At 56.8% G+C, this 12,683-nt stretch carries 13 protein-coding genes and 1 tRNA gene; 12 read left to right on the top strand and 2 right to left on the bottom strand.

Translation table 11 applies throughout. The annotated features are described in order from the left end of the window. The first annotated feature begins 29 nt into the window (after positions 1 to 29). From ABIQ96_RS25555 to ABIQ96_RS25515, 9 genes are all read left to right on the top strand, one after another. Positions 30 to 104, top strand: a tRNA-Thr gene (locus ABIQ96_RS25555). Positions 105 to 371: 267 nt separating this feature from the next. After that, positions 372 to 1,418, top strand: a complete 1,047-nt coding sequence (locus tag ABIQ96_RS25550; RefSeq protein ID WP_348217497.1) for a hypothetical protein — start codon at positions 372 to 374, stop codon at positions 1,416 to 1,418. Between the two features lie 43 nt (positions 1,419 to 1,461). Beyond that, positions 1,462 to 2,451 (top strand): TraB/GumN family protein, encoded by a 990-nt coding sequence (locus ABIQ96_RS25545; protein ID WP_348217496.1) that lies wholly within the window; start codon positions 1,462 to 1,464, stop codon positions 2,449 to 2,451. A 61-nt stretch (positions 2,452 to 2,512) separates the two neighbouring features. Then, the gene (locus ABIQ96_RS25540) at positions 2,513 to 3,304 is read left to right on the top strand and encodes a DUF4239 domain-containing protein (protein WP_348217495.1); all 792 of its coding nucleotides are present in this window, start codon (positions 2,513 to 2,515) and stop codon (positions 3,302 to 3,304) included. A gap of 680 nt (positions 3,305 to 3,984) precedes the next feature. Further along, positions 3,985 to 5,619: an alpha/beta hydrolase gene (locus ABIQ96_RS25535; RefSeq protein ID WP_348217494.1), complete on the top strand. Its 1,635-nt coding sequence runs from the start codon at positions 3,985 to 3,987 to the stop codon at positions 5,617 to 5,619. A gap of 495 nt (positions 5,620 to 6,114) precedes the next feature. Then, positions 6,115 to 6,594 (top strand): CAP domain-containing protein, encoded by a 480-nt coding sequence (locus tag ABIQ96_RS25530; RefSeq protein ID WP_348217493.1) that lies wholly within the window; start codon positions 6,115 to 6,117, stop codon positions 6,592 to 6,594. 8 nt (positions 6,595 to 6,602) lie between these two features. Beyond that, positions 6,603 to 7,226 carry a ribonuclease HII gene (locus tag ABIQ96_RS25525; protein WP_348217492.1) on the top strand — a complete coding sequence of 208 codons (624 nt, stop codon included), beginning with the start codon at positions 6,603 to 6,605 and terminating at the stop codon, positions 7,224 to 7,226. Then, positions 7,213 to 7,593 (top strand): YraN family protein, encoded by a 381-nt coding sequence (locus tag ABIQ96_RS25520; RefSeq protein WP_348217491.1) that lies wholly within the window; start codon positions 7,213 to 7,215, stop codon positions 7,591 to 7,593. Before ABIQ96_RS25525 ends, ABIQ96_RS25520 begins: the two co-directional genes overlap by 14 nt. 56 nt (positions 7,594 to 7,649) lie before the next feature. After that, entirely contained in the window at positions 7,650 to 8,669 is a 1,020-nt protein-coding gene (locus ABIQ96_RS25515) for a chorismate-binding protein (protein ID WP_348217490.1), read from the top strand. 104 nt (positions 8,670 to 8,773) lie between these two features. On the opposite strand, the gene ABIQ96_RS25510 is transcribed toward ABIQ96_RS25515, so the two are convergent. Beyond that, a complete protein-coding gene (locus ABIQ96_RS25510) occupies positions 8,774 to 9,052 on the bottom strand; it encodes a hypothetical protein (RefSeq protein WP_348217489.1) in 279 nt (92 codons plus the stop codon). Between the two features lie 3 nt (positions 9,053 to 9,055). Between ABIQ96_RS25510 and ABIQ96_RS25505 the strand changes: the two genes are divergently transcribed. Beyond that, a complete protein-coding gene (locus ABIQ96_RS25505; protein WP_348217488.1) occupies positions 9,056 to 10,855 on the top strand; it encodes a histidine kinase in 1,800 nt (599 codons plus the stop codon). Further along, positions 10,852 to 11,508, top strand: a complete 657-nt coding sequence (locus tag ABIQ96_RS25500) for a response regulator transcription factor (RefSeq protein WP_348217487.1) — start codon at positions 10,852 to 10,854, stop codon at positions 11,506 to 11,508. The genes ABIQ96_RS25505 and ABIQ96_RS25500 overlap by 4 nt, the downstream gene beginning before the upstream one ends. Positions 11,509 to 11,596: 88 nt before the next feature. Here the strand turns inward: ABIQ96_RS25500 and rplI are convergent, their stop codons facing one another. Beyond that, a complete protein-coding gene (gene rplI / locus ABIQ96_RS25495) occupies positions 11,597 to 12,073 on the bottom strand; it encodes a 50S ribosomal protein L9 (protein ID WP_348217486.1) in 477 nt (158 codons plus the stop codon). A 219-nt stretch (positions 12,074 to 12,292) separates the two neighbouring features. On the opposite strand from rplI, the gene ABIQ96_RS25490 reads away from it, so the two are divergent. Further along, positions 12,293 to 12,683 (top strand): isocitrate/isopropylmalate family dehydrogenase (locus ABIQ96_RS25490; protein WP_348217485.1); only part of this gene is annotated, 391 nt, incomplete at its 3' end.

The raw sequence follows: 12,683 nt of genomic DNA, 5'->3' as shown, positions 1-12,683 counted from the left end.
TTTGTTTTCTTCGCCGCGTTCTGCGAGACGCCGCTGTAGCTCAGGGGTAGAGCAATTCATTCGTAATGAATAGGTCGTCGGTTCGAATCCGACCAGCGGCTCCATTTTCAAAATCTCCGGCAGTCCCCCGGATTTCCCCACCCTTCCCGACCATCTGGACCATGTCTGCCGCCGTGTCACTGACGCTGGGGTATCTGCATCTGGTGGTCTGGATCAGAACTGCAAGGCTTGGGTGAATTTCCTATTCTCGTTCACATCGTTGTCGGTAGCAGCTCTTATTCTTTGCTTTCCACCCGACACGCAGGCCCCTACGGATGCTTGCCAGCAACCGGAGATCTTCCCTGCTGCCCGCTTCTGAAGCCCTCCCCGCCATGAGCCGTCTCACCACTCTCCGCTGCTTTTTCCTGTCGCTCATCCTCGCTCTATCCGGATTCGCTCCGGCGGCGATCGCCGCAATCCAACTCCCGCCGACCCTCCCGCGTCCGAATGCCGAGGCGGGCCCCACCAAAATCAACTACGTGGTGTGGGCCGCCGACATCACCAAAATCGACAGCGTGGAGCAGACCTTCACCATCAATTTCATGCTCATCCTGCGGTGGAATGATCCCAGCCTGAAACATAACGGGCCGGGTAATAAAAAATACCCGCTCTCGGAAATCTGGAATCCGAATCTGCTCATCGCGAATGATGCCGGCGGCACCACCCGGTCGCTGCCGGAGTTCGGCGAAGTGACACCCGACGGCGACGTGGTCTATCGGCAGCGGATCCTCGGCACCTTCACCGACTTGCTCGACCTGCGGGACTTCCCGTTCGACCAGGCGACCTTCGGTATCCACTTCACGATGCCTGGCTACCGTCCCGAGGATATCCGGTTCGAGCCGGATCCGGCGATGGTGGCCGCCGGCATGCGTGACGGCTCCGGCCTATCGAACCATCTCATCATCCAGGACTGGCAGGTGCTGTCATCGTCCGCCGGCTCTTCCGACTATCAGATTGCTCCGGGGCTCTCGACCGCTGGCTTGACCTTCGAATTCACAGCCGCCCGGAATTCCCAGTATTTCATTCTCAAAGTCATCCTGCCTCTGCTGCTCATCGTGATGATGTCGTGGTCGGTCTTCTGGATCGACCCCAGCGACACCGGTCCGCAGTTCAGCATTTCCGTAACTTCGATGCTCACGCTCATCGCCTATCGGTTCGCCATCGAGGCAAACGTGCCGAAACTCCCCTACCTCACCCGCCTCGACGCGTTCATCCTGACAAGCACGCTGCTCATTTTCCTCGCCCTCATCGAAGTCATCACCGTTTCGAAATTCTCAAAGGACGGCCGCATCGACACCGCCCGTGCCATCGACCGCCGCTGCCGTTGGATTTTCCCGCTGGTGTTTGTCGTCTGCGCGACCGTTTCGTTGCTTCACTGAAATCACGGCCATGTTCCAACCGGGCCCGAAAACATCCGCCATCATGAAATTCACCACGAAGGATGTCCACTTCCTGCTAGATCCGCAACCATTGTTTCCCGCCATCGGGAATCTCTGGCGGAAACTTGGCATCGCGGCTCTGGGCTGCCTGCCGGTCGTGGCAAACGTTCACGCTGAGCCGGATCACCCGGTCAAACCCTTGCTCTGGCAAATTGAAGGCCCGGGAATCAAAAGCCCGTCCTACCTTTTCGGAACGATCCACTTCGGGCAAGAACCCATCTCCACCCTGCACCCTTCGGCAGCCAAGGCTTTTGAGAAAGCCACCCACCTCCACACGGAAGTGCCATTAGATACTGCTAGCCAGACAGCAGCGATCCCCCTTTTCAACCGCGACGACGGCAAAACTCTGGCGGATTCATTAGGCGAGGACCTCTCGGAACAATTGGACGCTGAGCTGAAATTGATCAATCCGAAGCTCGATGCTCAATTCTACCAACCGCTCAAGACCTGGTATATCGGCTTCATGCTCCCGAGCCTGCCCTTTTTGCTGGATGGCACCAAGCCTTTGGATTTTCAGTTGTGGGAAAGGGCCTCGAAAGCCGGCAAGAAAACGAGCGGCATGCAATCCTTCGAACAACAGATCACAGGATTCAGGAATCTCACCGAGGAAGAACAGGTGTTCTTGCTCGCCGATGCTCTGGACGGCCTGAAGAAGCAGCGCGCGGAGGGAATAAATCTGATGCGCGATATGATCGATGCCTACACCTCAGGTGACACCGGAAAGGTTGAGGCAGTGATGAATCGAGCGCTGGATTCCACGATGCTGGGTGAACATAAGAAAGTAGGCGAGCGACTGATGCAAAGCATCCTCTATGATCGGAATGTCATCATGGCGGATTACGTTTCCGCCACGTTGAAGAACGAGCCGGATGAAGTGCAGTTCTTCGCTGTGGGTGCAGGACATTTCATCGGAAAATCGAACGTCCGCTTTTACCTCGAACAAAAAGGATACACGATCACCCGCATCGAATGAACTCGCATGCGGTTTGATAGTCCCTCCATAGTTGTCACAAGACTCACACATCAACTCCTTCATGATCGACTCCTTCTTTGATCTTCCTCTCGCGATTTCCGGCCCTCTCATTGTTATCACCTTGTGTGCCTACTCGGTGGCCGGACTCTTCATCGTCCGCCGCTGGATTCTGCCGCGGCTCGCGGTGAAGGAGGTGGATGGGGAATTCAGCGGAGCCATGCTGCAGGCCGTGATGGTCTTCTACGGACTCGCCGTGGCGTTGATGTCCGTCAGCGTCTGGGAAACCTATGGCGAGGTTTCGAAAACCATCTCGCAGGAAGCCACCTCCCTCGCCTCCCTCTATCGGGATGTCAGCAGCTATCCCGATCCCATCCGCCCGCATCTTCAAGAGGACCTGCGGATTTACGTCGATCAGGTCATCCATCAGGCGTGGCCACAGCAACGTCGTGGTGAAATTCCCGAAGGCGGGGTCAAGCTGATCGATGACTTTCAGAAAACCCTCGCCAGCTTCGAACCCATCACCGAGGGCCAGAAGATCCTCCACGCCGAGGCCATGCGCGCCTACAACATCATGATCCAAGCCCGCCGGATGCGGCTCGATTCCGTAGAAACCCGCCTGCCCGGCATCCTCTGGTTCGTCATCGTCAGCGGAGCCTTCATCAGCCTGTGCTCCGCCTTCTTTTTCCGGATCCAGGACGTGCGGCTGCACGGCATCCAAGTGATCCTGCTATCCACCTTCATCGGGCTGGTCATCTTCATGATCTTCGCCCTCGACCGCCCCTACCGCGGCGACCTCGGCCTCTCGCCGGAGCCCTATCAGCTGATTTACGATCAGTTGATGAAGCCGCAGTGATCCGAAGCTATCTGGATCCGGAGCCTTATCGGATCTCGCGTAGTGATGCAAGGATCCCCCTTTTGCTTGCCACCTGCCCCGATTGTCCGCAATCGGTTTTGGGAGTTTGAGCGATATCAAGAGAGGTCATAATCTAGGCGGCAAAAAAATTCAATAATTTTCAAACTGATAATTAGACGGTTATTCTAACCGCGAGGCAGAAATATCTAATTTATCGCCCATTCGTGACGTGTTTCAAATCTCCATGCTACAATCGGCGTGGTATGAAATAAAACGCCAAACCATTCCAAAAGCCGTTGAGTATCAGGTGAGAGAACAATGCGGACAAGCCGTGCCGGAAATGATGCAGTTGAAACTCCACCAGATCGCCTTCGGGGACATGCTCATCCCGAACAAGTCGGATCTCGTCAGCTGCAAGGAGATCGCACGAATCAAGGAATGGCTGGACGAGCATTTCCATCGCTATCGCCTTGTCGAATCCACCCGCGGGGGTGTCTTGTTGAAGATTCTTCTATCAGCAGGTCGTTGGCAAACGGGTGGGCATGGCCATCGATCGGGACTGGACGGAAAAGCCCCGCACCCGCATCGTCGCGATCGGGGCCGGCGGGTCGCTTTCCGCGAAATGAAAGAAATTTTCGATCACTGCGTTGCCTACCCCCAACCCATCGATTCGCCAATTCATGAAACTTCGTCCCTTCATCCTCGCGTTCCTTCCGCTGGTTCTCTCGCTGGCCGGCTGCACCAGCTATTCCGACGTCAAAGCCAGGAAGCCCGAATTCCATCCAGTCGCGGGACCGCCCAGCGAGGTTCACAGCTCGATCATGAAATCCATGAAATTCGGCAGCCGCGATCCGTTGGCCGCGCTCGGCGGTTATCTATCAGCAGCTGACATTTCCTCACAGCAACTCGCCCGGAATCCCAAGGACGCACAGGCGATATCGGACTACAACTTCGCCGTCGCCCGGATCGTTTCCACCGTCCAGGATGCCAAACTTGATCCATGGAACCAGCCACTGCTCGTGCCTTCGGGCGGCGGTGATTTCGTCGTCACCAAAAGACCCAATCCGAATCCGAATCAGAATCCCGCACTTTACGATTTCACGCCGGCGGACGAGTTCGACGTGGCCGGAAGCTACGTGACCAAGCGCTCGATTAAACCCGGCCTCGGCGCACCGACCGTGGCCGAGGGCAAGACCGAGAGAGTGAAATCGAAAGAGGATTTCACGATGAAGCGCATCTACTACGGCGTCACTGCCGTAGTCCGCTTCAAGGGCAAAACCTGCGAGATCGCCTTCGAGGACCCCCTCGCGAAGGAAACTGTGGAGATGAACGGAAAAAACTATCCGCTCGCCGCCGACTTCACCGTGCCGCTTGCCGTGATGCTTGCGAAAAACGATCCGAAAAAACTCGAACTCGCCCGCGCACTCAACCCCGGCAAGTTTTCCGAAACCGCGCAAATTATCGGCCTCCAGCCCTATGATCCGAACAAACGCATCGTCCTGGTCATCCACGGCCTGCTGGATTCTCAAGCCACTTGGACCCCCATGATCAACACCCTGCGCGGCGATCCCGCGATCCGGCAGAACTATCAGTTCTGGTTCTACAGTTACCCCAGCGGCTATCCCTATCCGTATTCCGCGTCGATTCTCCAGAAAGACCTCGATGCCATTGAAAAACGATACCATCCGACGAAACCCATGGTCGTCATCGGTCACAGCATGGGTGGCTGCATCAGCCGGCTGCTCATCACCGATACCGACGGCGACAAGCTCTGGATGAAGATTTTCAAAAAGAAGCCGGATGACGTGAAAATGTCCGCGGAAAACAGGGAGCTCTTCAAGAATGCGCTCATTTTCAACCACCGTCGGGAAATCGGCCGCGTGATCTTCATCGCCTCGCCCTTGAAGGGTAGTGATCTCGCCAACAACTGGATCGGCCGCCTCGGTTCAAAACTCGTCCATGCACCGACAACCCTGCTCAAGGCGGGTTCGGAAGTGGCCCATCTCGTCACCTTCCAGCCCGGCGATCTCCAGATCAAAGGCATTCCCAACAGTGTGGACACCCTTTCTCCGACCAACCGGTTTGTGAAAGCCGTCAATACCCTGCCGATCACTCCGGGCATTCCCTATCACACGATCATCGGTGATCGCGGCAAAGGCGACAGTCCGAATTCCAAGGACGGTGTCGTCCCCTACTGGAGCTCCCACATGGACGGCGCAAAATCCGAGAAAATCGTCCCGTCCGGCCACAGCGCCCATCAAAATCCACAGGCCATTGACGAGGTCAACCGCATTCTCAAGCTCAATCTCCGCTAACGAAACACCAACTGAACTGATCTTATGAAATCCCTCTAATGCCTCGGCTTCGCAGCCGTCTCGCTCGCCATCGCCAGTTGCGCCGCTCCATCAGGAAGCACCGGCAGTGAGAAACGCACCGATGTCCACGCGATGAGCCGTCAGCCTCTGAACGAACTCTTATTCATCCAAGCCCGAGGCGCGACAGCTGATCGCCAACTTCGCCGGTTATGCGGTTTTCAACCTGATCGACACTGAAATCCTCGCCGCAGGCACGGCCAACGGCTACGGCCTCCCGGGATGGGAAAAGTTTACGCTTCTGCAATTTAAAAAACTTTAGGCATCCGCATTACGTGATCGCGTGTATTTTTAAATAATCTTTACTATCAGGGAATAATTTGACATTTAGCGGACCAGTGCTGTCCCTGCATGAAAACAAATACATCCCTGAAAGCGATTGTGGTCGCTTGCGCAGGTGCCTTGGCATCTTGCGCGAGCCAACCGGAAACCACCCGGATGCCAGTATCGGCATCCCTTCATCCTGACTCCTCGCTCTCCGGCCAGGTTTTCCAGGAAGTCAATTCCTACCGCCGCAGCCACGGCGCGTCGGATCTCGAACGTCACACCGGTCTCGACCGCCTTGCCCAGGAGCATTGCGAATACCTGCGAACCCATCGCGGCCAGTTCGGAATTTACGGGAAAAACGTCAGTCACGTCGGCTTTGAAGGCCGCACCCTGATCGCCCGCGAGCGCTACCAAATGCAAAGCGTCAGTGAAAACGTGGCCGCCGCGAATCATCCCGGAAAAGGCGCGGCCGCAACGCTGGTCAAGCTTTGGTCGGAATCCAAGGATCACGAATACAACATGCGGAGTGAGTGGACTCACACCGGCATTGGCGTGGTCGTGGACAGTGACGGAATGGTATTCTCCACCCAGATTTTCGCCACGGTCTCAAATTTCCAGATGACGACTCGGAATCGATTCAATAGCTTCTGAGGCACGCAATGCCGGATTTGTCTCTCGAAACCGCCCTTCAAGCCCGAGGTTTTTTAAAAATCGCCGGGATTGATGAGGCGGGGCGAGGGCCGCTGGCAGGTCCGGTCGCCGCAGCCGCGGTGATTTTGCCGAGAGGCTTCACTTGCGACGGCTTGGATGACTCCAAGAAAATCAGCGCGAGAAAACGCGAGTCTCTCTATCTGACACTCACCTCCGATACCCGGATTCTCTGGGCAGTCGCCACGGCGGATCGGGAGGAGATCGATCGGCTGAATATCCTGAGAGCCACGCATCTTGCCATGAGGCGGGCAGCGGAAGGCCTTTCCATTTCGCCGGATCATTGCCTCATCGACGGGCTGCCGGTAAAAAATTTCCCGCTGCCCCATGACGGCATCGTCAAAGGCGACGGACTGTCACTTTCGATCGCGGCCGCCAGCATCATCGCCAAGGTGACGCGGGATCGGATCATGTTAGCGATTGATAGGGAGTTCCCTCAATTCGGCTTTGCGAAGCATCAGGGATATGGCACGAAAGCGCATCTTGAAGCGCTACGGAATCACGGCCCTTGTTGCCACCATCGTCGCTCGTTTCAGCCGGTCGCTCAATACACCCTGCCGCTTGACGGGGCCTGACGGCCAACCGCGCGACCGGATGTGGACGGGAAACCACGGCGAACGGGTCGCCCGTGATTGGCTCCGATCCCGAGGCTGCAAAATCCTCGCCACCAATTACCGAGGGCCTCGCAAAGGCGAAGTGGATATCGTCGCCCGCGACCGCAAACTGCTGCTGTTTGTCGAAGTGAAAACCCGCCGGGAAGGAAGTAAAATCCGCGGACTGGATGCCGTTGGAGCGGAGAAACAACGGCTGATCGAACGAGGCGCGAACGCCTGGCTGAAAAGCCTGGGAACGCGGGATTTACCGTGGCGATTCGATGTCATCGAGGTCTATCTGGACGAGGGGAAAAAGCCCCGTGTCAATCACGTGAAGGACGCATTTTAAACGGCGGATCCTGCTTGCGACCACCACTCCCCTCGCCCACCCTTGGTCCGCTTCTCATGGAAAAACTGAACGAATCGATGGCATGGCTGGCAAAGCAAGACGGCAGCCTGATCGTCGGTCACGGTCCGTTCGTGGAGTCCTCCGAACCACCTGCGGACGGCACTTCCTTTTACGTTCAGGACTTTGCGCTCCAGGATGCGAAACCATGGAAAACCCCGAGCACCGTCGAACGGACCACCATCCGGGAAATGACGATGCGATTTCAGAACGCCGCATCAATTTCATGCGGATGGCTCCCGCTGGACGCCGCGCCGTTTTCGGTTGTTTTCCAGGAGGTCATGTCATCGATTCACAGTGGGATTTTTGAAAAAACCGTCCCGGTGGTAACCGAAACCGGAATGGCAGATCAACCTGCTGGATTCGCCATCATGGCCGCCATGACCCGCCAGCCACTACCGCTTCATTCATACGGCTGGATCGACGGAGACTCGGGATTTTCGGGAGCCACTCCTGAATTATTGTTCGCCCTGGATGGCACGTGCCTCGAAACCATGGCCCTTGCCGGGACAGCAAGAAGTGACGATCGCGAGGTTTTCGCGGTCGATGAAAAGGAAATCCGCGAACACGAATATGTCGCGCAGACCCTGGTCTCGAAGCTGCTGGATCTTGGCAATATCGACCGAAGCGCCCGTGAAATTCTAGATCTGGGATCGATCGTGCATTTTCTGACCCATATTCGTCTGGATCTCCAATCCCCTCGAACACCCGACGAACTCATCCGAAAACTGCATCCGACGCCGGCACTCGGCCCATTGCCGAGGACAGCCGAAACGCTTTCGTTGCTTTTCGAATGGCGAAATCGACTTGGCTGCCCGAAGCAGTTCGGTGCTCCGTTCGGACTTCTCGATGAAGGCAAATTTGACGCCATCGTGGCGATCCGGGGCATCTGGTGGGAGAAAAACCAAGTTCTACTGCCCGCCGGATGTGGCGTGATCGAAGCCAGCCGCCTCGTCAATGAGTGGCGCGAACTCCGGCTCAAACGGGAGGCGGTGAAACGCTTCATGCTGCCGCTCTGAGATCTCTCCAATCAAGCTCCACTAAGGCTTACGGGGATCCTCCGCCCGAAGCGACTCGCTCTGTTCATGTTGCAGAGGTATTGGAAGCCATGATAAGTTTTTAATTAAAAAAGGTTGATTATTTTTAAAAAACTATCAGCATCGCAAGCGTATTGCTTCACAGGATTATGCCCGCCTGCCGTCATACCCGCCCCGTCACCAGCATCGCGCTGTTGGCTTTGGCGTGCCAGTATACGAATCCGGCGGAAGCCGCCCAGCCAGCCCAAATCGCGAATCCAATCGCTAGAATCGCCCGCGCTTTTGATCCGCAACTCGTTAAAACAGAAGATCGAGTGACTTGGCTTGATAGCCGGATCTCCACTCTCGCCCAGCATCGAGAACACGCGATGAAAACCGGTCTTGGCTACCGGGGATACCGCGCGAAAAAGGGTGCGCCGGATCCATCGATCACCTTGGACCTCGGCAAGGAATATCCCATCGACGCGGTTTCGCTCGTTCCCGCACAACGGGAGTTTTTAGAAGATCCGGGTATTTTTCCGAAACGATTCACGATTGAGTTGTCGAATCGCGAGGATTTTGCCGAGCGGACGATCCTTTTCAGCTCGCCCTTCTCAAATCCCGGGTTTTCCGATGGAAATCCGGTCCAATTCAAGGCCCACGATACCGCCCGCTACGTCCGGTTGACCGTGCAGGAAGGCCACAACAAGGGCATGCTCGATCTTTTCGGCCTGTCCGAAATCGCCGTCATTTCCAATCGCGATCCGGTTTCCTTCGGTGCCTCTGTCACGACAACAGGCGACCTCAATGCGCCGGGAATTTGGTATCCCGAAGCCCTCACTGACGGACGCACTCCGCTCGGTGTCTGGCAAAACGGCGGGAGTCCCCGCAATCAGAACGGAGATTCCGTCGCAGTTTCCACGGCTTCCGAAGAGGTTTCCTGGACGATCGATTTCGAACATCCGGCCCCGCTGGACCGCGTGATCCTGTTCCCCTATCAATTGGACCGTTCGTTTGAATCTTCGGTGTTTTCCGACTCGCTGACGATTCATCTGATCGATGAAAACGGCAAGGACGAGCCATTCGAATACCAATGGTCCAATCCCCTCGCGGGCTCAAGCAGCATGACCCCTTTGGTCATTCCACTGTGCGGAAAAACTGCGACAGGAGTTAGAATTACCGGCAATCGTCCGTGCATGATGGGCGAATTCAAGGTTCACGCTCTATCGGAAATTGAAGTTTGGTCCCGAGGAAAGAATCTCGCTGCTGGAAATATCGTGACCCGCAAACAAGGCGATCAGGAAACGCCCGTCACCGCGCTTACCGACGGTTTTGCCTCGGAGAAACAAATCATTCCGGTTGCTGTCTGGCTGGAACAGCTATTCGAACGCAGCCGGGTCGAGAAGGAACTCGCCGAACTGAAACCCCTGCATCATCAGCAAGCTTCCGAAAGCGAACTCAACGCAACCTGGGGATCGGCCGTGATCCTGGGACTTACTTTCCTAATTCCCGTTTTCATCGTCGAGCGTCGCCGCCTGATGTCGCGCGACCAGCTCGATCAACTCCGCAAGAGAATCGCTTCCGACCTCCACGACGACATCGGCAGCAATCTCGGCAGCATTTCCCTTATCGCCCGCACCGCCCGCAAGGATCTCGTCCGCCTTCACGGGCCTGAGGAAGTCGCCGAAGACCTCGGTGAAGTGGAATCCATCGCCCGCGAAAGCTCGCTGGCCATGCGCGACATCGTTTGGCTGCTAGAACGCCGTCAGGACTCCATCGGCGATCTGGTCCAGCGCATGCGCGAAACCGCCGGCCGCCTGCTACGGGAAATCAATTATACGCTCGAGTGTGATTCCAACAAGACGGCCGCCAAGCTCTCGCTCGATGCCAAGCGCCATCTGTTCCTTTTTTACAAGGAAGCGATTCACAACGTCCTCAAGCATTCGCATGCCAACAGCGTTTCCATCCGGCTCTGGGATGAGGATGACAAGCTGGCACTCGAGATCCTGGACAATGGAATCGGCCTGCCGCTCAACGAAGAACTCGCTCCGACCAGCGTCCGAAAACTCGAAGACCGGGCCCGTGTCCTCGAAGGACTTCTCCACATCGCCTCTTCCAAGGAAAGCGGCACTCAAATCCGCTTGTTTGTGAAACGTTCCCACCTAACCGCACACCCCACCCTAGCATGATCGCCGCACCAGCCACCACCACCTGCGTTTGGATACTTGAGGACCACGAAGTGTTCGCCAAACAGATCCGCCGCCTCATCAGCAACGAGGAAGATCTCGTCTGCTCCCATCATTTCACCTCGGCCGCCGACTTGTTCGACAAGCTGAAATTCACCAACGAACGTCCCGACCTGCTGCTGTTGGACCTCGGTCTTCCCCGTCGCGACGGTCTGGACGTGCTCACCGACATCCGCGTTCTGCTGCCGGAGTTAAAGGTCCTTATTCTCTCCGCTTCCGATGACCGGGAAAAGGTCTATCGGGCCATCTGCAACGGCGCGTCCGGCTACCTGCTCAAGACGGCCGACCCGGATGAAATTCTATCAGGCATCCGCGATGTCGTCCACGGCACTTCCGCGCTCAGTGCCCCGATCGCCAGCATGATCCTCAAGGGATTCGCCCGTCACGGTCCGGTCACCCACATCGAGCCCCTCACCGCCCGCGAGGAGGAAGTGCTCGGTTTTCTGGTCAAGGGCCTGATCAAAAAGGAAATCGCCGACGAACTCTCGATTTCCCAGCACACGGTGGACATGCACCTGCGTTCCATCTATCGAAAACTGGAAGTCCGCTCGCAGACCGAGGCGGTGTCCAAGGCATTGCGCCAGGGACTGGTCTAACTACTTTTTGGAGTTCGCGCCCCAATAACATAAAACCCCCGGTTCGTCTGACGAACCGGGGGTTTTTCTTGAAAAGGAAACTGGACGATCAGCCTTCGCTTTCTTCCTTCGTGTCGCCGGCGTCCACCGAGATGGTGAGCGTGGTGATCACTTCCGGATGGAGGCGGATCTGGACTTCCGTTTTACCGGACTTCTTGACGGGCTTGTCGAGCTCGATCGCGTGGCGGTCGATGACGATGCCGGCGGCTTCGAGTTCCTTGTGGATGTCGATGCTGGTGACCGATCCGAATGCCTTGCCGCCTTGACCGGTGGAAAGGGTGAATTTCGGCTTGAGCTTGGAGATCTTGGTGGCGAGCTCTTGGAAAGCAACGAGCTCTTCCGCTTCGCGGGCGGCGCGATTGGCCTTGAGTGCCTCGACGTGACGGAGGTTCGACTTGCTGGCTTCGAAAGCCTTGCCTTGTGGAATCAGGAAGTTCCGGGCGTAACCCGCGCGGACTTTGACGACATCAGCTTCGGCACCAAGGCCTTCGATTTTTTCTTTGAGAATTACTTGTGCGTTAGCCATGGGAATCAGAGGTAAAAAGTTCGATTGGGGGCGGCGATTTAGGCCCCGAGCCAAAACGAGTCAAGAAGAATGAACCCTTATTCCATGCCCCACCTGAATTTTCCACATGCCCGAAGCAATTTCGAAACCGGATCTCTAACGTAACGGATTGAATCCGTCCCGCGAAGTCCTGCTTTTGCAAACTTGCCAGTTCCCGAATCGCCCGCCATTTTCCCGCGCATGTCACGCAGTCACCGCATCACGATCCTCGCCGGAGACGGCATCGGCCCCGAAGTCATGGCCGAATCCCTCCGCCTCCTTGACGCCGTTGAGGCGATATTCGGATTCGCGGTCTCCCGCACTGAGCACCTGGTCGGCGGCGCGGCCATCGATGCCACCGGCCACCCGCTTCCTCCCGAAACCGTCGCCGCCAGCGAGGCTGCGGACGCGATCCTCTTCGGCTCCGTCGGCGGACCAAAATGGGAATCCCTGCCACCCGACATCCAGCCCGAGCGCGGCGCGCTGCTTCCGCTGCGCAAACACTTCGGCCTCTTCGCCAACCTCCGCCCCGGGGTTTGCCTTCCCGCCCTCACCCATGCCTCGCCGGTCAAACAGGAACTCATCGCCGACG

The organism is Luteolibacter sp. (assembly GCF_039920825.1).
GTDB lineage: Bacteria > Verrucomicrobiota > Verrucomicrobiia > Verrucomicrobiales > Akkermansiaceae > Luteolibacter.
The sequence above is the reverse complement of the archived record's forward strand: the minus strand, read 5'-3'. Positions and strand labels throughout refer to the sequence as shown.

What these genes read in the sequence shown, in the direction of transcription:
- rplI (WP_348217486.1), bottom strand. Translation starts at nt 12,073, where the DNA reads ATGGCTAACGCACAAGTAATTCTCAAAGAAAAAATCGAAGGCCTTGGT.
- ABIQ96_RS25535 (WP_348217494.1), top strand. Translation starts at nt 3,985, where the DNA reads ATGAAACTTCGTCCCTTCATCCTCGCGTTCCTTCCGCTGGTTCTCTCG.
- ABIQ96_RS25550 (WP_348217497.1), top strand. Translation starts at nt 372, where the DNA reads ATGAGCCGTCTCACCACTCTCCGCTGCTTTTTCCTGTCGCTCATCCTC.
- ABIQ96_RS25545 (WP_348217496.1), top strand. Translation starts at nt 1,462, where the DNA reads ATGAAATTCACCACGAAGGATGTCCACTTCCTGCTAGATCCGCAACCA.
- ABIQ96_RS25505 (WP_348217488.1), top strand. Translation starts at nt 9,056, where the DNA reads ATGAAAACCGGTCTTGGCTACCGGGGATACCGCGCGAAAAAGGGTGCG.
- ABIQ96_RS25500 (WP_348217487.1), top strand. Translation starts at nt 10,852, where the DNA reads ATGATCGCCGCACCAGCCACCACCACCTGCGTTTGGATACTTGAGGAC.
- ABIQ96_RS25530 (WP_348217493.1), top strand. Translation starts at nt 6,115, where the DNA reads ATGCCAGTATCGGCATCCCTTCATCCTGACTCCTCGCTCTCCGGCCAG.
- ABIQ96_RS25515 (WP_348217490.1), top strand. Translation starts at nt 7,650, where the DNA reads ATGGAAAAACTGAACGAATCGATGGCATGGCTGGCAAAGCAAGACGGC.
- ABIQ96_RS25540 (WP_348217495.1), top strand. Translation starts at nt 2,513, where the DNA reads ATGATCGACTCCTTCTTTGATCTTCCTCTCGCGATTTCCGGCCCTCTC.
- ABIQ96_RS25525 (WP_348217492.1), top strand. Translation starts at nt 6,603, where the DNA reads ATGCCGGATTTGTCTCTCGAAACCGCCCTTCAAGCCCGAGGTTTTTTA.